Annotated in this window: 23 protein-coding genes; 11 read left to right on the top strand and 12 right to left on the bottom strand. The window is 63.9% G+C overall.

Annotated features, from left to right (window positions below):
- Positions 1-26 precede the first annotated feature (26 nt).
- The 9 genes from AC51GT_RS11760 to AC51GT_RS11720 form a co-directional block, all read right to left on the bottom strand.
- Positions 27-1,778 (bottom strand): HNH endonuclease signature motif containing protein, encoded by a 1,752-nt coding sequence (locus AC51GT_RS11760; protein WP_496328856.1) that lies wholly within the window; start codon positions 1,776-1,778, stop codon positions 27-29.
- Positions 1,779-1,838: 60 nt separating this feature from the next.
- The gene (locus tag AC51GT_RS11755) at positions 1,839-2,756 is read right to left on the bottom strand and encodes an esterase/lipase family protein (protein WP_496323285.1); all 918 of its coding nucleotides are present in this window, start codon (positions 2,754-2,756) and stop codon (positions 1,839-1,841) included.
- A gap of 284 nt (positions 2,757-3,040) precedes the next feature.
- Positions 3,041-3,910 carry a glycosyltransferase family 2 protein gene (locus AC51GT_RS11750; protein ID WP_496328855.1) on the bottom strand — a complete coding sequence of 290 codons (870 nt, stop codon included), beginning with the start codon at positions 3,908-3,910 and terminating at the stop codon, positions 3,041-3,043.
- Between the two features lie 144 nt (positions 3,911-4,054).
- A complete protein-coding gene (locus AC51GT_RS11745; RefSeq protein WP_496323287.1) occupies positions 4,055-4,804 on the bottom strand; it encodes an aspartate/glutamate racemase family protein in 750 nt (249 codons plus the stop codon).
- 96 nt (positions 4,805-4,900) lie between these two features.
- A complete protein-coding gene (locus tag AC51GT_RS11740) occupies positions 4,901-6,439 on the bottom strand; it encodes an NCS1 family nucleobase:cation symporter-1 (protein WP_496323288.1) in 1,539 nt (512 codons plus the stop codon).
- 146 nt (positions 6,440-6,585) lie between these two features.
- Positions 6,586-7,311 carry a GntR family transcriptional regulator gene (locus AC51GT_RS11735; RefSeq protein WP_496328854.1) on the bottom strand — a complete coding sequence of 242 codons (726 nt, stop codon included), beginning with the start codon at positions 7,309-7,311 and terminating at the stop codon, positions 6,586-6,588.
- A gap of 103 nt (positions 7,312-7,414) precedes the next feature.
- Complete coding sequence (locus tag AC51GT_RS11730; RefSeq protein WP_496328853.1) at positions 7,415-8,668, bottom strand: globin domain-containing protein; 1,254 nt, start codon at positions 8,666-8,668, stop codon at positions 7,415-7,417.
- Entirely contained in the window at positions 8,665-9,150 is a 486-nt protein-coding gene (locus AC51GT_RS11725) for an RrF2 family transcriptional regulator (RefSeq protein WP_496328852.1), read from the bottom strand. Before AC51GT_RS11725 ends, AC51GT_RS11730 begins: the two co-directional genes overlap by 4 nt.
- Positions 9,151-9,308: 158 nt before the next feature.
- A complete protein-coding gene (locus AC51GT_RS11720; RefSeq protein ID WP_496328851.1) occupies positions 9,309-9,803 on the bottom strand; it encodes a hotdog fold domain-containing protein in 495 nt (164 codons plus the stop codon).
- A 560-nt stretch (positions 9,804-10,363) separates the two neighbouring features.
- On the opposite strand from AC51GT_RS11720, the gene rpsJ reads away from it, so the two are divergent.
- The 11 genes from rpsJ to rpsQ are packed head-to-tail and all read left to right on the top strand — an operon-like array spanning position 10,364 to position 15,684.
- Positions 10,364-10,669 (top strand): 30S ribosomal protein S10, encoded by a 306-nt coding sequence (gene rpsJ / locus AC51GT_RS11715; protein WP_003938093.1) that lies wholly within the window; start codon positions 10,364-10,366, stop codon positions 10,667-10,669.
- Between the two features lie 17 nt (positions 10,670-10,686).
- Complete coding sequence (gene rplC / locus AC51GT_RS11710; RefSeq protein WP_028463742.1) at positions 10,687-11,340, top strand: 50S ribosomal protein L3; 654 nt, start codon at positions 10,687-10,689, stop codon at positions 11,338-11,340.
- Positions 11,340-12,011 (top strand): 50S ribosomal protein L4, encoded by a 672-nt coding sequence (rplD, locus tag AC51GT_RS11705; RefSeq protein ID WP_496323291.1) that lies wholly within the window; start codon positions 11,340-11,342, stop codon positions 12,009-12,011. The genes rplC and rplD overlap by 1 nt, the downstream gene beginning before the upstream one ends.
- A 5-nt stretch (positions 12,012-12,016) precedes the next feature.
- Entirely contained in the window at positions 12,017-12,322 is a 306-nt protein-coding gene (rplW, locus tag AC51GT_RS11700) for a 50S ribosomal protein L23 (RefSeq protein WP_496323292.1), read from the top strand.
- Between the two features lie 40 nt (positions 12,323-12,362).
- Positions 12,363-13,199, top strand: a complete 837-nt coding sequence (rplB, locus tag AC51GT_RS11695; RefSeq protein ID WP_020109931.1) for a 50S ribosomal protein L2 — start codon at positions 12,363-12,365, stop codon at positions 13,197-13,199.
- A 19-nt stretch (positions 13,200-13,218) separates the two neighbouring features.
- Entirely contained in the window at positions 13,219-13,500 is a 282-nt protein-coding gene (gene rpsS, locus AC51GT_RS11690) for a 30S ribosomal protein S19 (RefSeq protein ID WP_331883974.1), read from the top strand.
- Positions 13,501-13,902 (top strand): 50S ribosomal protein L22, encoded by a 402-nt coding sequence (rplV, locus tag AC51GT_RS11685; RefSeq protein WP_496323293.1) that lies wholly within the window; start codon positions 13,501-13,503, stop codon positions 13,900-13,902. It abuts the gene before it with no gap.
- Positions 13,902-14,735, top strand: coding sequence for a 30S ribosomal protein S3 (gene rpsC, locus AC51GT_RS11680; RefSeq protein WP_495514970.1), 834 nt, complete (start codon positions 13,902-13,904; stop codon positions 14,733-14,735). Before rplV ends, rpsC begins: the two co-directional genes overlap by 1 nt.
- Before the next feature lie 3 nt (positions 14,736-14,738).
- Positions 14,739-15,155, top strand: coding sequence for a 50S ribosomal protein L16 (rplP, locus tag AC51GT_RS11675; RefSeq protein WP_482135419.1), 417 nt, complete (start codon positions 14,739-14,741; stop codon positions 15,153-15,155).
- Positions 15,155-15,397: a 50S ribosomal protein L29 gene (gene rpmC, locus AC51GT_RS11670; RefSeq protein ID WP_482135418.1), complete on the top strand. Its 243-nt coding sequence runs from the start codon at positions 15,155-15,157 to the stop codon at positions 15,395-15,397. Before rplP ends, rpmC begins: the two co-directional genes overlap by 1 nt.
- A complete protein-coding gene (gene rpsQ / locus AC51GT_RS11665; RefSeq protein ID WP_495514971.1) occupies positions 15,394-15,684 on the top strand; it encodes a 30S ribosomal protein S17 in 291 nt (96 codons plus the stop codon). The genes rpmC and rpsQ overlap by 4 nt, the downstream gene beginning before the upstream one ends.
- Positions 15,685-15,765: 81 nt before the next feature.
- Here the strand turns inward: rpsQ and AC51GT_RS11660 are convergent, their stop codons facing one another.
- The 3 genes from AC51GT_RS11660 to AC51GT_RS11650 are packed head-to-tail and all read right to left on the bottom strand — an operon-like array spanning position 15,766 to position 20,683.
- Complete coding sequence (locus tag AC51GT_RS11660) at positions 15,766-19,017, bottom strand: helicase HerA domain-containing protein (protein ID WP_496328850.1); 3,252 nt, start codon at positions 19,015-19,017, stop codon at positions 15,766-15,768.
- Complete coding sequence (locus AC51GT_RS11655; protein ID WP_496328849.1) at positions 19,014-19,661, bottom strand: hypothetical protein; 648 nt, start codon at positions 19,659-19,661, stop codon at positions 19,014-19,016. Before AC51GT_RS11655 ends, AC51GT_RS11660 begins: the two co-directional genes overlap by 4 nt.
- The gene (locus AC51GT_RS11650; RefSeq protein WP_496328848.1) at positions 19,658-20,683 is read right to left on the bottom strand and encodes an endonuclease domain-containing protein; all 1,026 of its coding nucleotides are present in this window, start codon (positions 20,681-20,683) and stop codon (positions 19,658-19,660) included. The genes AC51GT_RS11655 and AC51GT_RS11650 overlap by 4 nt, the downstream gene beginning before the upstream one ends.
- Positions 20,684-20,716 lie beyond the last annotated feature (33 nt).

Here is a 20,716-nt window from a genome sequence, read left to right as displayed (position 1 = left end):
GCAGACTTCCGCGCGGGGAAGGACACCTAATAGCTCGGTGGCGGGCTGTTCCTTCCTCGCTCTTCGCGGGCTGTCCGTGCGCGCTGCTCTTCGCATCCACGTTGTCGGCGGTTGAGTAGTCGTTCTTGTTGGCGGCGCGCGTGTTTGGCAGCGGTGCGCGGTTTACTTCTTGACGGTGGTCCCGGCGGTGGCCGGTTCGGTGAGCCGCGTTGGTTGTCGAAGACGATCAACCTCAGTGTCGGGAACAGGTCGTCGCCGGTCCATCCCGGGCCGTGGTAGTTGCGGTGTTCGGGGGTGGTGAAGATCAGTCGGGGCTGTCCGGTCTCGGGGTCGGGGTATTGATCGTCGAGCCAGTCGCTGTACGTCTTGAGTAGATGGTGAAAACGGCACAGTGTCTTCATCTCTGAGGGATGGGTGCAGCCACCGGTCTCTGGGTCGTTGTGGTTGTACTCGCGGGTGTGGTCGAGGTCGGCGCCCCAGGCTTTGTGTTCACAGCCGGGCCACATGCAGTAGATGTCGCGGATCCGAAGGTAGCTGTCGAGGACCGCGGAGGGCCGGTACGTGTCGCCGGGTTGGGTGGCCGGCATCGGTACCACGTGCGGGAATGGCGCTTCGGTCATGTCCGCTGGAGCCCGCAGGTAGACGTTCTGCCTATTCGGTGTGGCATCTGGATCATCGTCCGGCCGAGGTGTCGGCGCAGGCTGGGGCTCGGGGTCAGGCTGGGGCTGTGATTGTGGCTGTGCGGGTTCAGGTTCTGCGTGTTCAGGTTCGGCAGATGTGGCAGGCGTGGTCGTGTTGCCCATGGGCCGCTGCACGGTCTCTGGTCGTTTGGCGATATCGCGAACATGGTCGCCGGAGACGACGCCATGGCCGTCCATGAAGCCTGGATTCTCGGCGCGACCGTCGAGGGTGGCTTGGTCGGCGATCACATGCAGCACGATCTTTACGTCCACGCCGGAGATGACCTGTCCGGCAGGCATCGTGACGATCTCGGCGGTGCACGGATGTTTGGGGTCATTCGGGCACTGGCAGTAGAACTCGCGGGCCATCACCGTGGCGAACAGGGCATCGGACATCCGGTCGGCTTTGCGGCGTGGGTCAGCTTTGCAGGTGGACATGGCCAGTTTTTCCAGGCGGGCCATGATCATGGTCATCTCTTCGGCGCTGCCGTGTGCGTCCATCACGGCCATCCCGTGGTCGGCGTTGTTGGCCCACACCCCACGGTTGTTTTTCGCGTCTTCCCGGTTACTGCGCACCAGATCCGGATCCCGGCGGAAGATGATGGTATCGACCATGTCCCGCATCCGGGACTTCGACCACGACCCCCGCCGACCCAGTGCTTCGGCGATCTCACGATCGATATCGGCCATATGGGCCGAACCCTCGATCAACTCCGTGCGGGCGATGATGTCCGGAATATGGTGCGCGGCGATCCGGCCGGCTTTCAACAACGCATTGACCGCGGGCAGCCGGTCCCGCAGCGCCACCCCACGGTTGATCTGTAGCTCCGCGGTCCGCTGCGTCAGACCTTGTGCGGCAGATAATCTCGCCGCACACTGCGCGAACGGATCAAGGGCGCGCATCTCCGCTTCAGACCCGGCAGTGGGCTCAACGAGATGTCGGTGCAGCATCGCCGCAGCGGCGTACCGTTCCCACTCCATCCGCGACTGCTGGGCCATCGCGAGCTCGGTGTTACGCAACAACTCGTTGACACCCAGCGACTCGACAGGACCGATTTCATCGTCCCCACCTGCATCTTCGATCTCCCCCTCGAACATACATTTGAGTCTAAATCAGAGGTACGACACCGAATTCGGTTGCAGCGATCACGGCCTCGCTCAGGGGCAGGGGGCGGGATGTGTTGCGCCGTACCCCGGATCCAACGCGTCGAGCGTGAGCCACATCGCGCGGGGATCGCTGGTGACCTGCATGTGGTCGACTTTCGCTGCGGCGCAGCCGTCCTGGACCCAGACATTGCGCACCGTGTGGCCGGGGGAGGGGACGAGGAAAGCGTTCTCGGCCGGTGTGACCATCATGTCGTCGCGCGTCGCGATGGCGACGTACTCGACGCCGGGCCGGGTGTCGCCACCTTCATTCAGGTCGCCGAGGAACGGTGATCCCGCCATCTGCTCGACATACGAGGGACCGACTGCGGCATTGAACAGTTCGATCACCGGGATCCCGAGCGATTGCGCGATGGCACCGAGTCCCTGGTTCAGATGGAAACTGGTGCCCTGGTTGGTGCCGGCCAGGCTGATGAGCGTGTGCACCGCGTTCTGTGCCGGATCGTCGTTGTTGGTGCCGCCCGCGTTCTTCAGGTACTCGCGTGCCACCAGGGCGCCTTGAGAATGGCCGATCAGATCGACCTGGGCGGCGCCGGTCTGCCGCCGGACCTGCGTGACGAACTCGGCCAGCGTCTGTGCGGACCGGACGACGGAGTCGCCGCCGACCAGGTCGAGCAGGTTCTGGCCCGATCCCGGGACACCCGCACCGTAGTTCAGGGCGTAGACGCAGTAACCCTCGCTTTTCAGGGCGGGGGACAGGGCCTGCCAGGTGGTGCTCATGTCGGCCCACGTGCCGTGGACGAGAACAACCGGACGAGGGTGCTCGGCGGACGGAACGCACGAGTCGTCGTTGGCGCCCGGCGGTGATTGGACCGGTGCGGCCTGGGCGGGTGCCGCCAATCCGAGGCAGGTGCCGGCAACGAGCAGCGCCGTAACAATTGATCCGCCGGCCCGGCGACGCCAATCAGGCATTATCTGCAACCTCCTGCTGCGATTCGACTTCGGGTTAGTTAGTCCCGGTAATTCATGGTCGCATGCCGCGCATTCTCGATTGTCACCAGCTGCGTCGCAGATTTACTGTCGTGTATTCTCTGCGTGCGAATTTTGGGTTTCTCCGGGTACGGGCGTCCACTGAATTTCTACTGTCAATCTTTTTCGCCCGTCCCCGGTGAAACCGTTGTCGAATTGACATGTTTCTCGGCTCCGGCCGGGGCCGATGGCGTCGTCCTGCGTCGACGAACGAGACCGACTCCGGCTCAGCCGGCGGTCCCGTACGGCAGAACGCGCTGTTGGCGCTCGGAGAAGAGCAGGCGGGGCGAATACCGGCGCTTGACGGGATCCCAGGCCCGCACGGGCACCCAGAAGATCCGGTGCAGTAGGCGCATCGTGCGTACGTTCGCCCAGGAACGCTTGGCCGCCTCCGGCATGCCGCGGGCCTGCAGGGTCGCCGGCATGTACGCGGTGAACTGGCGGTAGACCTCGGTGTCCGAGAGCATGCGACGTCCGGACGCAGAGATTTCCATGTTCGGGATGAACACGCTGCGCTGACCGGACTCCTTGGTGCACAGGGTGATGTCGAGATCGTCGAAGATCCCGTCCTGCTCGAGCAGGTTCGGCCGGATCTTCTCCCAGGTCTGTCGCCGGATCGCCATGTTCGCACCGAAGAGCGACGAGACTTCTCCACCGTTGCGGTCGGCGTTCGACATCGCCACGGTGACCAGGCGGCGATGAATCCATTGCAATGGCATGTCGTATTGGTCGAAGAAACCGGTGCCGGCCCCGATGGTGGGATCGGCCGTGGCGAAGAAGTCGCGGACGGCGGCCGCCCAGCCGGGCTTGGCGCGCGTATCGGCGTCGAGGCGCCCGATGATGTCGCTGCGGACAGCATCGAATCCGGCGTTCCGGGCCGCGATGACACCCCGCTTCGTCTCCTTGACGAGCCGTAATCGGGGGATCCGCTCGCAAAACGAGGCGGCGATTGCCGCGGTGTCATCGGTCGAGTTGTTGTCGACAACGATGACTTCGTCGAGCTCGTCGAGTTCGGTCTCCAGCGAACTCAACAACCAGCCGATGGTCTCGGCTTCGTTGTAGGCGGGTATTACCAGTGACAATGTTGGTCTATTCATCCCAACCGATTATGCGCGCACCGGTTGGGCAATTGAAATTCAAGGTCGATATTTGCGGATTTGCTCAGGTAGAGACGTTTTATCCTGAATTGTCGACGGCAATTGGATTTCGTCGACGGCCGGTTATCGAGACCGGGCGGCGAATCAGATCCCCGCGCCGGGGACGCCGAAGCGGGTCAGGAGTCCCGCGTAGTTCTTGGGCCCCGGTGGCGCCAACTCTCCGGTCCCCGACGGCGCCATCCCGAGGGTGATCAGCGACTGCAACAACACGGTCCCGGCGGCAACGCCGTCGATCACCGGTAGACCGATCTTCGTGCTGATGGTCTGAGCCAGGTCGGCCATGCCGGCGCATCCGAGCACGATGGCGTCGGAGCCGTCGGATTCCGCGGCGGATCCGCACGCCTCGATGAGGATCGCCGCGGTGTCCGGGTTCGTCTCGAGTTCCAGGACCGGGACCTCGCACGCATGAAATCCCCGGCAGTGCTTCGCCATCCCGTAGCGCTCGGCGAGTTCTTCGGCCCGTCCGATGGTCCTGGACAGGGTGGTGACAACCGAGAACCTGCGACCGAGCAGGGATGCGGTGTGCATGGCGGCCTCGGCGATACCGATGACCGGGACGGGCGCGATCTCGCGGGCGGCATCGAGACCGGGGTCCCCGAAGCAGGCGAGTAGGTATGCGTCCGCGGGGCTCTCGCTGCGCTGCGAGGTGAGGATCGCGTCGAGCAACCCCGGCACCGCGAGGGCCTCGTCGTAATGCGATTCGATCGAGGCGGGCCCCATGGCGGAGGTGACCGCCACGATGTCGGTGTCAGGTCCGGCCACCGAACGGGCGGCGACCGCGATCCGGTCGGTCATCGACGCAGTGGTGTTCGGGTTGATGGCGCAGATGCGCATAACTTCTCCTGATCGAAATGTGCTCACCGATGATGTGGCCTTTTGGCGAACAAAACCGCAGGCCGCGGCCGCCAAAAGGCCACATCATCGGGGTTGTCAGGCCTCGATGGGTGCCGGACGGGTCCCATAGATCAGATGTTGCGGCAGGTACTTCATGCCCACCATGTACAGGACGAATCCGATCGCGGCACCGATGAACCACGTGAAACTTGCCTGGTACGCGGTACCCCAGATGACCACACCGATCGGGACGAGCGCGGCGATGACCGTGGCGAAGACCGCCACCGGGTTGACGCCCCCGCGGAAGTAGTACTGCGAGTTCTCATCCATCGTGAACAGGTCATCGACGTCGATCTTCTGCTTCTTGATGAGGTAGAAGTCGGCGATCAGGATGCCGAACAGGGGTCCGATCACCGCACCGAGGGTGTCCAGCGTGTAGTGGATCGCGTCGGGATTGTTGTAGAGATTCCACGGCGTGATGAGGATCGATCCGACTGCGGCGATCATGCCGCCGGTGCGCCAGGTGATCTTGGTCGGTGCCACATTCGAGAAGTCGAATGCGGGGGAGACGAAGTTGGCCACGATGTTGATGCCGATGGTCGCGATGGCAAAGGTGAGCACACCGAGGACTGCGGCAGTGGTGTTGTCGATCTTGTCCACGATGTGGACCGGGTCGGTGATGATGTTGCCCGCGTCGTCCTTGCCGATCACGGTGGCACCGGCAGAAACCGTGCACACCACCAGGATTGAGAAGAACAGGAAGTTCACCGGCAGGCCCCAGAAGTTGCCCTTCTTGACCTCGCTGAACGACTTGCCGTACCGCGAGAAGTCGCCGAAGTTGAGCATCGGACCCGAGAAGTACGACACCACAAGGGCTATCGCCGAGATGAGTGCGGTGATCGACGCCCAGCCGGTCTTCGATTCACCCACCGACAGATCGAAGCTGACGTTGTCCCAGCCGGCCTTCCAGATCAGATAGCCCGCGAGGATGACCATGACGACGTAGACCGCGGGACCGCAGAAGTCGATGAACTTGCGGATCGTCTCCATGCCGTTCCAGAAGACCACGGCCTGCAGTACCCACATGAGCATGAAGCCGGCCCAGCCCAGTGGTGAGAGCCCCAGGAAGGACATGTCACCACTTTCGCTGTACTTGTCGAGCGACGGCCAGAACTTGAGGGCCAACAAGCCGAAAGCGACTGAGGCCAGGTATGTTTGGATGCCGTACCACGCCACGGCGATGAGGCCGCGAATGATGGCGGGAACATTGGCCCCGCGGACACCGAAGGCGATGCGGGTGGTGACCGGATAGGGCACGCCGGCCTGCTGAGAGGGTTTGGCCACCAGGTTGCACAGCACGTTGACGATCACGATGCCGACGACGAGTGCGACCAGAACCTGCCAGGCGGCGATGCCGAGGGCGAACAGGCTGCCCGCGAACACGTATCCGCCGACGCTGTGCACGTCCGACATCCAGAACGCGAAGATGTTGTACCAGGTCCAGGTCTGGTTCCGGAGCGGAGCCAGATCCTCGTTGGTCAGCCGCTGGTCGTAGCTGAGCTTGATGACGCTCTCGCCGGCGGCGTTGTGGTGACTTGTCGGGACCTCTGAGTCTGGGGATTGAACATCGGTCATGGGCTTTCCTTCAGCGTCGGAACGGAACCTGGATTCGGGCTCGGAGTGGGGCTGAGAAAAACTTAAGATCGCGATATTTCCCGCGGATTACGTACGTGACAATTGGTTCGGGTCCGGCCCAGGGAAATCGATATATTCTGCGGGGGCTATGCGCTCGGTGCGGATTCTTCGACGGCCACGTTCAGTTCGGCGGCGGTTTCGATGATCACCGATTCGAGGCGGCGATGGTGTTCTTGCGCAACGGCGACGAGCTCGGTCGCATCGCGCCGGGCCATGGCACCGATCATCTTCTCGTGGTCGCCGTGCAGCTGGAGCTGCGTGGGTCCGGTGGCCCGCTGCATCACCTGGAAAGGTTCGGTGATGTCCCAGGTGGAGTCGAACATGTTGAGGAGCCGGTGCATTCCGCAGGGGCCGACCAGCGCCTGGTGGAAACGGCGGGAATGCACGTGATAGGCCTTGCGGTCGCCGGCGATGGTGGCCTCCTGCAGCGCTTTGTGTTCGGCGCGGGCGCGGTCGAGGTCGGCCTCGGTGGCCACCGCGCAGGCCCGGGTCAGAGCGGCCTGTTCGAGCACGCCACGGACGAAGTAGATCTCGCGGAGTTCGGTCAGCGTCAGCTGCGCGACGAAGTAGCCACCGCCGGTCCGGTGGACGACCAAGCCCTCGCCGACAAGTGTTCTCAGTGCTTCTCGCACCGGTATGGCGCTCACGCCGAACAATTCGGCGACACTTCCCACCGGGATCGCCGACCCGGGGGCGGCGCTGCCGTCGAGGATGACGCGGCGCAGTTCATCGAAGACACTGGCCTGTGCGTTGCCCGCGAGTTCGCCGTTCAGATAGCTGATCAGCGGACGTATCGGTGGTTGTGATGGCAAGGCGGCCTCTGCGGGTGGACGGTCGGGGCGGGGGGTATCGGTGGATTCTAAGCGCCGATGACGCGCTTGGCTTCTCGAACGTGCCCGCCCCGACCGGGGCCGGTCAGCCCAGAAGCCAGTCGTTGGGTGAGAAGAGTTCGCAGTGCACCCGGCTCGGCGTCACACCCCGTCCGAGTAACTGGCCACGGACCGCTTGGACGAATCCGTTGTTACCGCAGAGATAGAACTCGGCGTCCTCGTCGAATGGGATGGCGTCGACCTGCATCAGACCGTGATGGATCGACGGCTCGTCCGAAGCCCGGGTCTCGTACCAGACGTCGAGGCGGCCACCGGCGAGTTCACCGATCAGGTCGCGCTGGCGCTGTCGAAGCGGATGCGCGTCGGGCGACTTGTCGGCGTGCAATGCGTGTACCCGTGAACCCGGGGCGTCCTCCGCGAGGTGTTCGAGGATGCCGACCATGGGCGTGATCCCGATGCCCGCGGAGATCAGCACCAGTGGTTGCGTACCGAGACTGTCCACGGGCAGATCACCGAAGGGGATGCTGACGTCCAGCAGGTCACCGACCACGACATTTTCGGCGATGTGCGTCGACACCTCGCCGGCCGGGGAGTCGGTGGTCGCGGCCACCGGCCGGATGGCGAACGTGAGCTTGCCGGACCCGGGAGTGTTGATCAGGCTGTACTGGCGGATCTGCCGGGCGCCGTCGGGGAGCGTCGTACCGACCGAAACGTACTGTCCCGGCATGAACTCCGGGAATGATCCGGACACGGCGGCCACGGTGAGCACCACGGCTCCCGAGGGGTCGTGTGCCCTCGCGGTGACCCGCGCCCGACGGAAGACGTCACCGGCTTCGACCGCAGCGTCCGCATAGAGACGGCGTTCGAGATCGATCAGGGTGTTCGCCATCAACCAGTAGACCCGGTCCCAGGCGGCCGCGACGTCGGCGGTGACGGTGTCGGCACCGAGGACCTCGACGATGGCGGCGAACAGATGGGTGTGAACCAGCGGGTACTGATCGGCCGTGACCCCGAGCGATGCGTGCTTGTGGCCGATCCGGCCGAGAAGTTCCGCGGGATCCTCCAACGCCGGATCGATGAGGTGCGTCGCGTAGGTCGCAATGGATGCGGCCAGTGCACGTTGCTGGCTGCCCTGGGCCTGATTGGACCGGTTGAACAGGTTGCGGAGCAGTTCGGGGTGATCGGCGAACATACGCCGGTAGAACTCGGTGGTGATGGCGTCGATGCTCGCGCCGACCAGCGGTAGCGTCGCGGCGATCATCTCCGCGTGATGCGGTTCGAGGGTGTCTGCTCGGGTCGCGGTCAGCCGTTCGGGCATGGGCGCGGGGGCAGTGGTCATGGATGTGTCCTCTCGGTGGGTGACAACAGTTGTTCGTCTGAAATGAGGGGGAGCCGGGGAAGGGGCAGCAGCGGTATCTGCGTGCCTTTGACCAGATCGCTGACGACGTGCTCGTCGAGGGCGGCGTAGAACGCTTCCTTGGCGTCGGCGAGCGCACGCCGCAGCCGGCACGCGGGCAGGAGTGGGCAGGGATGGTCCCCGGCGCAGTCGACGACCTCGTTGTCGCCTTCGAGTGCGCGGACGAGACGACCGACCGAGGCGTGGCGTCCGGCGTCGGTCAACGACAGCCCGCCGCGCCGGCCCCGCCGGGAGTGCACCAGGCCCAGGTCCACCAGTCGGGACACGGCCTTGGCGATGTGGTTCTCAGATGCGGCAACGCTGTGCGCGATGACGCCGGTGGTGACGCGACGGCCGTCTTCCTCGGCTGCGGCGAGCAGCATCATCGCCCGCAGACCGAGGTCGGTGAATCGGGTCAGCTGCATACGACTGACCGTAGTAATTGCGCACCTTGCCTGCGCATTTTCTCGCTGTGCCGTCAAACACCCTGTTACGTGCGGTTTTTGTACCTGCGGTTACGTGGTGAGGCCCGCGAGAGCCGGGACCTTCGACCCAGGCCCGCACTCAGAGAGGTTGGCGTCGGTTACGCCGGGGTGACCCAGGTGGTGATGTCGCAGTGGACCACTTCGACGCCGTGGGTGTCGGTGATCGCGATGTCGACAACCACGTCACGGCCTTCGGTGATGGTTCCGAAGTCGAGGGGCTCGCGCAGGGTGGCCACGGCATGAAGTCCGGTCGTCGCCTTCTTCAGATACTGACTGTGCATCGCTTTGGGAATCCAGCGGTGCGTGGTGGGGACGGTGGCCTCCATCAGCATCCCCATCGCGGTCTCGGCCAGGTTGCAGGCCGCGATGGCGTGGAAGGTGCCCAGATGGTTGCGGATGCCGTACCACTTGGGGGCGGTCACCTCACATCGTCCGGGTTCCATGACCTTCACGTACGGCAGGATCGTCGCGAAGTACGGAACGCGCAGGCAGATCCCCACCGAGAAGAGCGCTGAGCCCAGACGTCCGGCTGGCAACTTCTGGCGAAGGCGGTAGGTGGGGCTGATGCTGGTCAGCGCGTTCTGGGTCGGCATAATCGGTATCCTACCGATCAGTAAGATCCGTCGTGCACGGTGTGCTCGGCCGGAGTGGGGACCGATGCCAGGGCGCACATGAGGAGGTTGACCGGACGAATTTGGTCCTGAGCCGGATCTATTGCATACTTGTCGGGTTGCCTTGATTGGCAGTGCGGCCCTGTATGCCCCGGCTGGAAGCTGTATGCGACCAACCAGCGACAGAGCGCCTGTCGACCGAAGAGCATCACCGGACGAACTAAGCGGCTTGCGAACTGGTTCGAGCTTCCGTTGTGATGCACAACAAGCAAAGATAGACCCGAGTTCAGATAGATGCAGTCGGATACAAGCGGTAAGCGCATGCGCATAAGTGTGTGTAGCCACCGCGACACACCCGAGTGCGTGGACCGGAGGCCCGTAAGATTGGGCGCAGTACGACGACTCGTGCAAGCGAGTTTTGAACAATGACAGATGAACAGCGTCGATCACCACCGTCAGGTATTGGTCACGAGGGATGCGACGACAGTTGCGTCCACGAGGTGTTCATCTGTGAAGCCGAAATTGACGGAAGAGGACACAGCGTGGCGGGACAAAAGATCCGCATCCGGCTCAAGGCCTATGACCACGAGGCGATCGACGCGTCGGCGCGCAAGATCGTGGAGACCGTGACCCGTACGGGTGCGCGTGTGGTCGGCCCGGTGCCGTTGCCTACCGAAAAGAACGTGTATTGCGTCATCCGCTCGCCGCACAAGTACAAGGACTCGCGCGAGCACTTCGAGATGCGTACACACAAGCGACTGATCGACATCCTCGATCCCACGCCGAAGACCGTTGACGCCTTGATGCGTATCGATCTGCCGGCCAGCGTCGACGTCAACATCCAGTGAGTGGCGGGAATCATCAGATGACTCAGACAAATGTGAAGGGAATCCTGGGCACCAAGCTCGGGATGACCCAGGTATTCGACGAGGACAACCGGGTTATCCCGGTGACCGTCGTCAAGGCGGGACCCAACGTGGTCACGCAGATCCGCACCGAGGAGACCGACGGCTACACCGCCGTCCAGCTCGCCTACGGCGCAATCGACCCGCGCAAGGTCACCAAGCCGGTTGCCGGTCAGTTTGCCAAGGCCGGGGTCACCCCGCGCCGGCATGTTGCCGAGATCCGCGTCCATGACGTTTCGCCGTACACGGTCGGACAGGAACTGACGGCGGAGATCTTCGCCGACGGTGCCCTCGTCGACGTGACCGGAACCTCCAAGGGCAAGGGCTTCGCCGGTGTCATGAAGCGTCACGGCTTCAAGGGCCTGGGCGCGAGCCACGGCGTGCACCGCGTGCACCGCTCTCCCGGATCCATCGGTGGCTGTGCTACCCCCGGTCGCGTGTTCAAGGGCATGCGGATGGCCGGTCGGATGGGTAATGACAAGGTCACCACCCAGAACCTGAAGGTCCACAAGGTGGACGCTGAATCGGGCCTGCTGCTGATCAAGGGAGCAATCCCCGGTCGCAAGGGCGCGGTTGTCATCGTCCGTGACGCCATGAAGGGTGGTGCGAGCTAATGACTGTCAACACTGAGAAGCAGCAGACCCGCACGGTCGACGTGAAGAGCTTCGGTGGCAAGACCGACGGAACCGTCGAGCTGCCCGCCGAGATCTTCGACGCACCGGCGAACATCTCGCTCCTGCATCAGGTTGTCATCGCCCAGCTGGGTGCTGCACGCCAGGGCACGCACTCCACCAAGACGCGGGCCGAGGTCCGCGGTGGTGGCGCAAAGCCTTACCGCCAGAAGGGAACCGGTCGCGCTCGTCAGGGCTCGACCCGCGCCCCTCAGTTCGCCGGCGGTGGCATCGTCCACGGCCCGCAGCCGCGTGACTACAGCCAGCGCACCCCCAAGAAGATGAAGGCAGCCGCCCTGCGCGGAGCCCTCTCCGACCGGGCACGCAACGAGCGCATCCACGTGATCACCGAACTGGTTGCCGGGCAGACCCCGTCGACCAAGACGGCACGACTGTTCCTCGAAGAGCTGTCTGATCGCCGGAAGTTCCTGTTGGTGGTCGGCCGCGAGGACACCGCCGCATGGAAGAGCGTTGCGAACCTGCAGCACGTGCTGCCGATCGCTCCGGATCAGCTGAACACCTACGACGTCCTCGACGCCGATGAAGTTGTGTTCAGCCGCGAAGCTCTGGGTGCGTTCCTCGACGGTGCCAACAAAGAGCAGAAGGAGGCCTGAGGAACATGACAGTTCAGGCAAACCCGCGCGACATCATCCTGGCCCCGGTGATCTCCGAGAAGTCCTACGGACTGATCGAGGACAACGTGTACACGTTCTTCGTGCATCCGGAGTCGAACAAGACCCAGATCAAGATCGCCATCGAACAGATCTTCGACGTGCAGGTCACGAGCGTTAACACCGCCAACCGTCAGGGCAAGCGCAAGCGGACCAAGTACGGCTACGGCAAGCGCAAGGACACCAAGCGCGCGATCGTGACCCTGGCCGCTGACAGTAAGCCCATCGAGATCTTCGGAGGCCCGGTCGGCTGACGCCGGTCGGACTCAGAAGAAGTAGAGGACAAGAAGACTCATGGCAATTCGTAAGTACAAGCCGACGACCCCCGGTCGTCGTGGCTCGTCTGGCGCAGACTTCGCCGAGGTGACTCGCAGCACCCCGGAAAAGTCACTCGTCCGTCCGTTGCACAGCACCGGTGGACGTAACGCGCACGGTCGGATCACGACCCGTCACCGGGGTGGTGGCCACAAGCGGGCCTACCGTCTCATCGACTTTCGTCGCAACGACAAAGACGGCATCAACGCCAAGGTCGCTCACATCGAGTACGACCCCAACCGCACTGCGCGGATCGCGTTGCTGCACTTCGTCGATGGCGAAAAGCGTTACATCATCGCGCCCAAGGGCCTGAAGCAGTTCGACGTGGTGGAGAGCGGTCCGACCGCCGACATCAAGCCGGGCAACAACCTGCCGTTGCGCAACATCCCGACCGGTACCCAGATCCACGCTGTGGAGCTGCGTCCGGGTGGCGGAGCCAAGTTGGTCCGTTCCGCCGGGGCCGGCGCGCAGCTGCTCGGTAAGGAAGGCGCCTACGCCACCGTGCGTCTGCCTTCCGGTGAAATCCGTCGAGTCGACGTGCGCTGCCGCGCAACCGTCGGCGAGGTGGGCAACGCCGAGCAGAGCAACATCAACTGGGGCAAGGCCGGCCGCATGCGCTGGAAGGGCAAGCGCCCGACCGTCCGTGGTGTCGTCATGAACCCGGTCGACCACCCGCACGGTGGTGGCGAGGGCAAGACCTCAGGTGGTCGCCACCCGGTCAGCCCGTGGGGCAAGCCCGAGGGCCGCACCCGCAAGAACAAGCCGAGCGACAAGCTCATCGTCCGCCGCCGCCGCACCGGCAAGAACAAGCGATAACCCAGGAGGGAGTTAGAGAATGCCACGCAGCCTCAAGAAAGGCCCGTTCGTCGACGACCACCTGTTGGGCAAGGTCGATGTTCAGAACGAAAAGGGCACCAAGCAGGTCATCAAGACCTGGTCCCGTCGGTCCACCATCATTCCGGACTTCATCGGACACACTTTCGCCGTCCACGACGGTCGCAAGCACGTACCGGTGTTCGTCTCGGATTCGATGGTCGGTCACAAGCTCGGCGAGTTCGCGCCGACGCGCACCTTCAAGGGACACATCAAAGACGACCGGAAAGCGAAGCGTCGGTAGATGAGTACTGAAACAACCAATCCGACCGCCAAGGCCACCGCTCGTTTTGTGCGTGTGACCCCCATGAAGGCGCGTCGAGTCATCGATCTGGTTCGCGGCAAGAACGTGGACGAGGCGCTCGACATCCTGCAGTTCGCGCCGCAGGCAGCGAGCGAGCCGGTGGCGAAGGTGCTTGCCAGCGCCGTTGCCAACGCCGAGAACAACCTCGATCTCGATCGCCGCACCCTCGTGGTGTCGCAGGCGTTCGCCGACGAGGGACCGACCATGAAGCGTTTCCGTCCGCGTGCCCAAGGGCGTGCGTTCCGGATCCGTAAGCGGACCAGCCACATCACCGTCGTCGTCGAGAGCATCGCCGACAAGGGTGCGGCGACCAGCCGCAACCGCCGGAAGGGAGCTCAGTAGTGGGCCAGAAGATCAACCCGCACGGCTTCCGTCTCGGTATCACCACGGACTGGAAGTCCCGCTGGTACGCAGACAAGCAGTACGCGGAGTACGTGAAAGAGGATGTTGCCATCCGCAAGCTCCTGGCCACCGGCCTCGAGCGCGCCGGCATCGCCAAGGTGGAGATCGAACGGACCCGTGACCGGGTTCGCGTCGACATTCACACCGCCCGTCCGGGCATCGTCATCGGTCGCCGCGGCGCCGAGGCCGACCGGATCCGTGGCGACCTGGAGAAGCTGTCCGGCAAGCAGGTGCAGCTGAACATCCTCGAGGTCAAGAACGCCGAGTCGGAAGCTCAGCTGGTGGCACAGGGTGTCGCCGAGCAGCTCAGCAACCGCGTGGCATTCCGCCGGGCAATGCGTAAGGCCATCCAGTCGGCCATGCGTCAGCCCAACGTCAAGGGAATCCGGGTCCAGTGCTCGGGTCGCCTCGGCGGTGCGGAGATGAGCCGTAGCGAGTTCTACCGCGAAGGCCGTGTGCCGCTGCACACCCTGCGCGCTGACATCGATTACGGCCTCTACGAGGCCAAGACAACCTTCGGCCGTATCGGCGTGAAGGTGTGGATCTACAAGGGCGACATCGTCGGTGGCAAGCGCGAGGCTCTGTCCTCGGCCGCTGCTCCGAGCGAAGACCGTCGTCCGCGTCGGCCCGCACGTCCGAAGCGGAGCGGTTCGTCGGGCACCACCGCGACCAGCACCGAAGCAGGGCGCGCGGCTACCGCCGGTACCTCTGCGGCTGCTGACGCTCCAGCGACAACGCCTGCCCCCGCGCAGGCTGAGAACCAGGAGGGCTGAGGCATGTTGATCCCTCGTCGGGTCAAGCACCGCAAGCAGCACCACCCCAGCCTGAAAGGTCAGGCCTCGGGCGGTACCAAGGTGACGTTCGGTGACTACGGCATCCAGGCTCTGGAGAGCGCGTACATCACCAACCGTCAGATCGAGTCAGCTCGTATTGCCATCAACCGGCACATCAAGCGTGGCGGCAAGGTGTGGATCAACATCTTCCCCGACCGCCCGCTGACGAAGAAGCCTGCCGAGACCCGCATGGGTTCCGGTAAGGGTTCTCCCGAGTGGTGGGTCGCCCCGGTCAAGCCGGGTCGCATCCTCTTCGAGATGAGTTACCCCAGTGAGGAGACTGCTCGCGAGGCCCTGCGCCGCGCGCAGCACAAGCTCCCGATCAAAACCCGCATCGTGACCAGGGAGGAGCTGTTCTGATGAGTATCGGAATCGCCGCCGCCGAGCTCCGCGAGCTCAGTGACGAAGAACTGGTCGAACGTTTGCGTGAGTCGAAGGAAGAGCTGTTCAACCTTCGGTTCCAGATGGCCACCGGTCAGCTCGACAACAACCGCCGGCTGCGTACCGTGCGTCGCGAAATCGCGCGCGTGTACACGGTCATGCGGGAACGTGAGCTGGGCCTGGCCGCCGGACCCGAAGCTACGGACGGTGACGACGCATGAGTAAGGACCAGGAAGTGACAGAAACGTCCGCCGAGGACCGTGCACGGCGCAAAGAGCGCATCGGGTACGTCGTCTCGGACAAGATGCAGAAGACCATTGTGGTCGAGCTGGAAGATCGCGTGAAGCACCCGCTTTACGGCAAGATCATCCGCACCACCAGCAAGGTCAAGGCTCACGATGAGAACGAGACCGCCGGTATCGGCGACCGCGTTCGCCTGATGGAGACCCGCCCGACCAGCGCCACCAAGCGCTGGCGTCTGGTTGAGGTCCTCGAGAAGGCCAAGTAAGCCAAACGTTTTCAACAAAATGCGGCCCGCCCCTGCAAGGGGACGGGCCGCATTTGTGTTGTCGGGATGACTTCGGTCGGGTCACTGCCTGCTGAGAGCGACCACTTCCTCGTCGGACAGCGGCGACGACGGGTGAAAGCTCAGGCACATCGAGGTGTTCACCTTCTGGAAGGACCCCCCATCGGGGGCCACGTAGAACTCGCCGGTGCCCAGGCGCCCGATGTCATTGATCCGGCTCCCTTTGGCGGAGGCCATCTCGTTCGCGGCGTTGATCTGTACCGGTGTGTTGAGGCGGCCGAAGAACTGGGTAGAGGCGTTGCCGACGATTTTGGCGTCGATGCCCTTGGGTGCCTGTGTCGCGAAGACCAGGCCCAGCCCGTACTTGCGCGCTTGCGACGCGAGCGCAACGGTGCTTCGCGTGCACGGGGTCACTCGGCCCGAGGGAACCAGGGTCTGAGCCTCGTCCATGACGAACAACGCGCCGAGTGGGCGATCGCCGGCTGGGTTCTTCTTGATCCAAGCGAACAGGGCGAGTTCGAGCTGATTGACGAAGCCCTGTCGGTTGCCTTCGTCCGGTAGGCCGATCAGGCTGATCACCGAGATGCGGGCGCGTTTGCCGGCGGTCGGGGTGAGGAGGACCGATGGGTCGACCGGTGTTCCACCGCCGCCCAGCATGGGATTGATGATCATCGCCGCCTTGAGGTTCTCGGCAAGAATGCCGGCGAGCTTCTCGGTGTCGGTCAGACCGCTCATGTCGTCCGTCATCTCTGACAGAAGGGCGACGTACCCGGACAGTGACCCGCCGCCTTGTCGGCCGTACAGCGACATCGATCGCTTGAGAATGGCTTCCTGGAGAGCTGCTTTCGCGCCGCTGACCCCGGCATACGGCTTGAGCGCGGATACTGCAGCATCGACGGCCAAGTCGAACTCGTCGGGGTTCTCTTGGACGGCCACGAAGTCGGGCAGTGGCTGAAAGCTCAACGGACGACCGCCGTTGAGTCGCGGTGTCCAGATCACGGTCTCGACGTCGGCGATGTAGTCGGCGGCCTTGGCGGCGTCGTCGCCGGACCAGCCCTTGGGAGCTTCGGGCCAGGCGGTGCCCAGGCGCGCAAGGTCGTTGTTGGGATCGAGGACGATGGCCGAAACACCCTGGAGCGCACATTCTTCGATGAGGCGACGAATCATCACGGTCTTTCCCGAACCGGACCCGGCGAAGATGACCGTGTGTTTGCGTAGCGCTTCCAGCTCGACCGTCGCTGTCTTGCCCGAGCGTGAGACCCCGAGGGTGATACTCGGCGGGGAAGCAGGCGACGGGGACGTGATGTCGGGTTGGACCGTGGGGTCGGGAGCCGGTATCTCGGCGGTGATCTGGGCGGACACCTCCGGTGCCGGCGCTGCGGGCGGGTCGTCGGTCTCGGGTGCGTGAGGTTCGACCGGCAGGCCTGGGGCATTCCATTGCGCGGCGTCTACAGAGGTGGGCTGCTGCGCAGGGCTGGTCCCGGCGTCACCGAGCGCGGCACTGAGGAACTCGATGTCGTGGGCAGGTTGGTGACTGCGGAGCCAGGCGTCGAATCCTGTGTGCATGGCCTTGGTCATCTCGTTGAGTGCGCTGAGTTTGGCAAGGTCGTCGTACGACATCTCAAGTACTTGGCCACCATTCGCGGTGAACTCGCTGACCATGTCGGCTGTTTTGGGTCCGCCCGGCCAGTCGATGTTCCGCAGTATGAACAGTTGACGCCGGGGGACCGACGAGGACAGGCCGGCATCGATCGAAGCATTCCGCAAGCGGGACTGTACGGCTCCGGCGTGCGTGGCCGAGATGGCGCGAAATGCCCAGTGATGTTCATCGTCGGTGACGGAGTCGAGGCTCTGGCGCAAGCGGGCATGAAGGCGGTATTGGCCGCCGACCTGGTCGATGGTGAAGTCATCAGAGCCGGATTCGACTGCCCAGGCCCGTAATCCGGCGTTGAGCAGCGCCGGTATCACGTCGTCTTCTTTCTTCGGATCCACCGCAGACGCGGTCAGTGCGTTCTTGATGTGGCGTTGGTACACCTCGTCGAGGTCGCCTGCGGGTGTCTCGTCGGCATCGGGCTTTATCGGTCGCGGCGGAACGTCATCGCCGTTGCGTTGATCGATCAGCGATTCGAGTTCGGTGACGGACTCTGTGTCGAGGCAGTCGTTGATGTGCCGGTCGACGCGTTTGATCAACAACCGGGCATTGAGTGAGGTCGCGGCCGAAAATGCCGAATCCTGGATCGGCCAGGTCGGGTAAGGCGGTGTGAAGCCCAACTCCGCAAACGATTTGGACAGCCTCCGCTCGACGAGTGCGCGGGCAAAGGTGTCGTCGGGCAGGCCTTCGAGGATGAAGTTGGCGCGGAATCGATCCGGTACCGACGCCGTCGCTTGGAGTTCGATGATGGTCCAGACGGACGGAAGACACGACACGACGGTCACGGTGCGCAACAGCACTTCACGCACCGACATCAATCCGTGGGACACCTGGTCGACCACGGTGTCGGCATAAGAGTCGGTGGTGGTGGCGTCGGTGCCGGAACGGGCCTGGGCCAGCAACGTGTCGATCTGGTCGACGGCAAGGACAGTGGGACCGGTCGCCGCCATGTACTCCGAGATCGCCCGCACGGTTTGCTCGTACGGAAGCGCGCGGGGTGGTAGCTGCCATTCGGTTCGCTCGGCCGGGTCGATCTCGTCGATGTTGTTCTCGAGATAGGCGATACCGAGATCGTTCAGTCGCGAGCTCGGCGCCGCGGACAGCACAAGTGCCCGCAGGGTGGCGTGGTGACCGCGGATGAGAACAGGCAGTGGTTTGCGGAGGCTGTCGACGAACTGATCGAGAATCGCAGGCGTGATGAGGGTTTCGCCCGAGATCGCGCGGCGGGCAACGCGTGAGGTGCCCGCCAGATCTGCCAGCCGCTGCATCACGTCATGGAGTTGGGTCTTGTCCACCGGCGGTTTGATCTGCCGGTTCAGGGAGTCGAGCAGTGAACTGAGCAAGGTGCGCCAGAAGTCACTGGGGTCGAGTAGATCCAGCATCACGAAGTAGCCCTGCTGGGCCTGTACGTACTCGCGGACCTGGCCGAGCAGATGTGTTTTACCCGAGCCGGCAGGTCCCTGCAACACCACACCGAGCGGGCTCGGACCGGTGCTCTCTTTGGCATCGGCGACGGCGCGTTCGATGGCGCGCCAGGCGTTGGCGTGCAGTCCTTCGACGTGGATGTCGTTGTGGGAGAGCCACACATCGTCCCGGGTATGGGCGGAGTTGGAGAATCCGCTGCGTGCCTTGGCGAGCGCGTCGAGTTGCGATACCGATGTCACGTCGGCTCCATACTGATGAGGTGCTTGTCCTGATTGCCGATTGAGACGGCTGCGGCGCGGGCTTGCGGCGTCAATGCCTTACGGTTCTCTTCCGGGATCAGCCGGATTCCTGGCCGGCTGTACAGAGACGAAAGCACCGCGTCCAGGTCGGGCCGCGCGACACTGCGCAGGTCTGCCCGGAGTTCGGCCAACCCGACCCACGCGCCGGGCTTACTCGCGAGTGTTCGATAGGTGTCGATGACTCGGGTCTCGATGTCAGGTGTCGTCTGTTCGGATGATTCTTGGCTGTCTGAATCTTCTGATGGCAGAAATACATCCGCCAATCGCAGGTTCGATCGTCGGAAGTGGCGGCCGAGTCCGGCGAGCACGGTGAAGAGCGCCTTGCCCTGTGGTGTGGTTCCGGCCGGGGGCGTCGTGCCGAGGAGTTCGTTGCACTTGGCCCAGCCGCGGTCGGACAACGAATGATGGTGGGGGACTTTCGAGGTGTCGCTGTCGATGAGCCCCTGTGCGTTCAGTTTGCGACGACTCGGGGCCTTGAGTTCCGGTCCGCGTTCGCGGATTTCTCCGTTTGTCAGGCCACGGGACTCGGCCATCAAGACCAGCAGGACGATCATTTCGGTACCGGTGAGGTCCGACGCGGTCACAGAAGCTCCTTTTCAGCCAAGCGGCTCGTACGCAGTCTGTGGATTATGTCCACAACCGCAGTGCTGTCGCTCAATACCTGTTCATTTGTGAAACGCGCCACCATGTAGCCGGCGAGTTGCAGGGCAATATCCCGTCGCCGGTCGTCTGAATACTTGGTTGCGGTCCGATGGTCGGCGCCGTCTATCTCGACAACCAGTCTCGCATCCGGCCACAGCAGATCGGCTCGTACGAACGGTTGAAGATCACCGGTGGGCACCAGGTGATTCCATCTCCGGTCGGTCGCCCAGGGGAGCCGGGACAGATGGGATTCGAGTCGCTGTTCGGCTGCGCTCGCCGGGTGTGGTCGTCCCGAGACCGGTGGGAAGGTCACGGGGTGCAGGACCCATGGGGATTCGTCGACGGTTGAGACGGCGCCGCCGGAGGGTATCCGCACCGACGGGAACCGGTCGACGTCCGCGGTGACGCCATCGAGAAGCCAGATGCCCACGTAACTGCTCAGCCAATCGCACACGGCCGCAACATGACTCTGAAGCTCAATTGGCAATGGCGTAGGGGAATACAACGCGAGGACGACCCGGTCTCGGGCGAAGCTGGACCGGATCACCCGGATCAGCCCCGACGTACGCGTGGTGTCGGAATACTTCTGCGCCAGCAGGAGCCGGTCGGCGCCGGTCTGTGCGGCGATCGCATTGGCGGTCAGATCCATCAGGAACGGACGGTAGTGCTCGGACCGCGAGGCGAGTTCCGAAGCGAGCGCGCGGCCGGCAACGCGGTCCACGGTGGTCCGGCCGGGGGCGGCCGCGGCGCCCGGGAGCCAGGCCGGATACAGGTCGTACGCCGTTGTCTCGAGCACGGCGACAAGGTCATCGAGCACCTGCGACATATCGGTGACCGTGTCGAGCCGGATGAGCAGGACCGCCGGCGCTTCGTCGGGGAGGTCGTCCAAGGCGAGCGCCAGGTCGCTCGGGCGCAGCCCGGTCAGCGCAGAGATCCCCGCTGTTGGTGCCGCCGCCCAATCCATGGGCCAGAACCTACCGCCAATCGAACGTGGCGG

The organism is Williamsia sp. z34 (genome assembly GCF_059553395.1).
The sequence above is the reverse complement of the archived record's forward strand: the minus strand, read 5'-3'. Positions and strand labels throughout refer to the sequence as shown.

Excerpts from the sequence above, each read along its gene's own strand:
- AC51GT_RS11760 (WP_496328856.1), bottom strand. The coding sequence starts at position 1,778 with ATGTTCGAGGGGGAGATCGAAGATGCAGGTGGGGACGATGAAATCGGT.
- AC51GT_RS11745 (WP_496323287.1), bottom strand. The coding sequence starts at position 4,804 with ATGCGCATCTGCGCCATCAACCCGAACACCACTGCGTCGATGACCGAC.
- rplW (WP_496323292.1), top strand. The coding sequence starts at position 12,017 with ATGACAGTTCAGGCAAACCCGCGCGACATCATCCTGGCCCCGGTGATC.
- AC51GT_RS11755 (WP_496323285.1), bottom strand. The coding sequence starts at position 2,756 with ATGCCTGATTGGCGTCGCCGGGCCGGCGGATCAATTGTTACGGCGCTG.
- AC51GT_RS11650 (WP_496328848.1), bottom strand. The coding sequence starts at position 20,683 with ATGGATTGGGCGGCGGCACCAACAGCGGGGATCTCTGCGCTGACCGGG.
- AC51GT_RS11730 (WP_496328853.1), bottom strand. The coding sequence starts at position 8,668 with ATGACCACTGCCCCCGCGCCCATGCCCGAACGGCTGACCGCGACCCGA.
- AC51GT_RS11750 (WP_496328855.1), bottom strand. The coding sequence starts at position 3,910 with ATGAATAGACCAACATTGTCACTGGTAATACCCGCCTACAACGAAGCC.
- rpsS (WP_331883974.1), top strand. The coding sequence starts at position 13,219 with ATGCCACGCAGCCTCAAGAAAGGCCCGTTCGTCGACGACCACCTGTTG.
- rplV (WP_496323293.1), top strand. The coding sequence starts at position 13,501 with ATGAGTACTGAAACAACCAATCCGACCGCCAAGGCCACCGCTCGTTTT.
- rplC (WP_028463742.1), top strand. The coding sequence starts at position 10,687 with ATGACTCAGACAAATGTGAAGGGAATCCTGGGCACCAAGCTCGGGATG.
- rpmC (WP_482135418.1), top strand. The coding sequence starts at position 15,155 with ATGAGTATCGGAATCGCCGCCGCCGAGCTCCGCGAGCTCAGTGACGAA.
- rplP (WP_482135419.1), top strand. The coding sequence starts at position 14,739 with ATGTTGATCCCTCGTCGGGTCAAGCACCGCAAGCAGCACCACCCCAGC.
- rplB (WP_020109931.1), top strand. The coding sequence starts at position 12,363 with ATGGCAATTCGTAAGTACAAGCCGACGACCCCCGGTCGTCGTGGCTCG.
- AC51GT_RS11725 (WP_496328852.1), bottom strand. The coding sequence starts at position 9,150 with ATGCAGCTGACCCGATTCACCGACCTCGGTCTGCGGGCGATGATGCTG.
- rplD (WP_496323291.1), top strand. The coding sequence starts at position 11,340 with ATGACTGTCAACACTGAGAAGCAGCAGACCCGCACGGTCGACGTGAAG.
- AC51GT_RS11740 (WP_496323288.1), bottom strand. The coding sequence starts at position 6,439 with ATGACCGATGTTCAATCCCCAGACTCAGAGGTCCCGACAAGTCACCAC.
- rpsQ (WP_495514971.1), top strand. The coding sequence starts at position 15,394 with ATGAGTAAGGACCAGGAAGTGACAGAAACGTCCGCCGAGGACCGTGCA.
- AC51GT_RS11720 (WP_496328851.1), bottom strand. The coding sequence starts at position 9,803 with ATGCCGACCCAGAACGCGCTGACCAGCATCAGCCCCACCTACCGCCTT.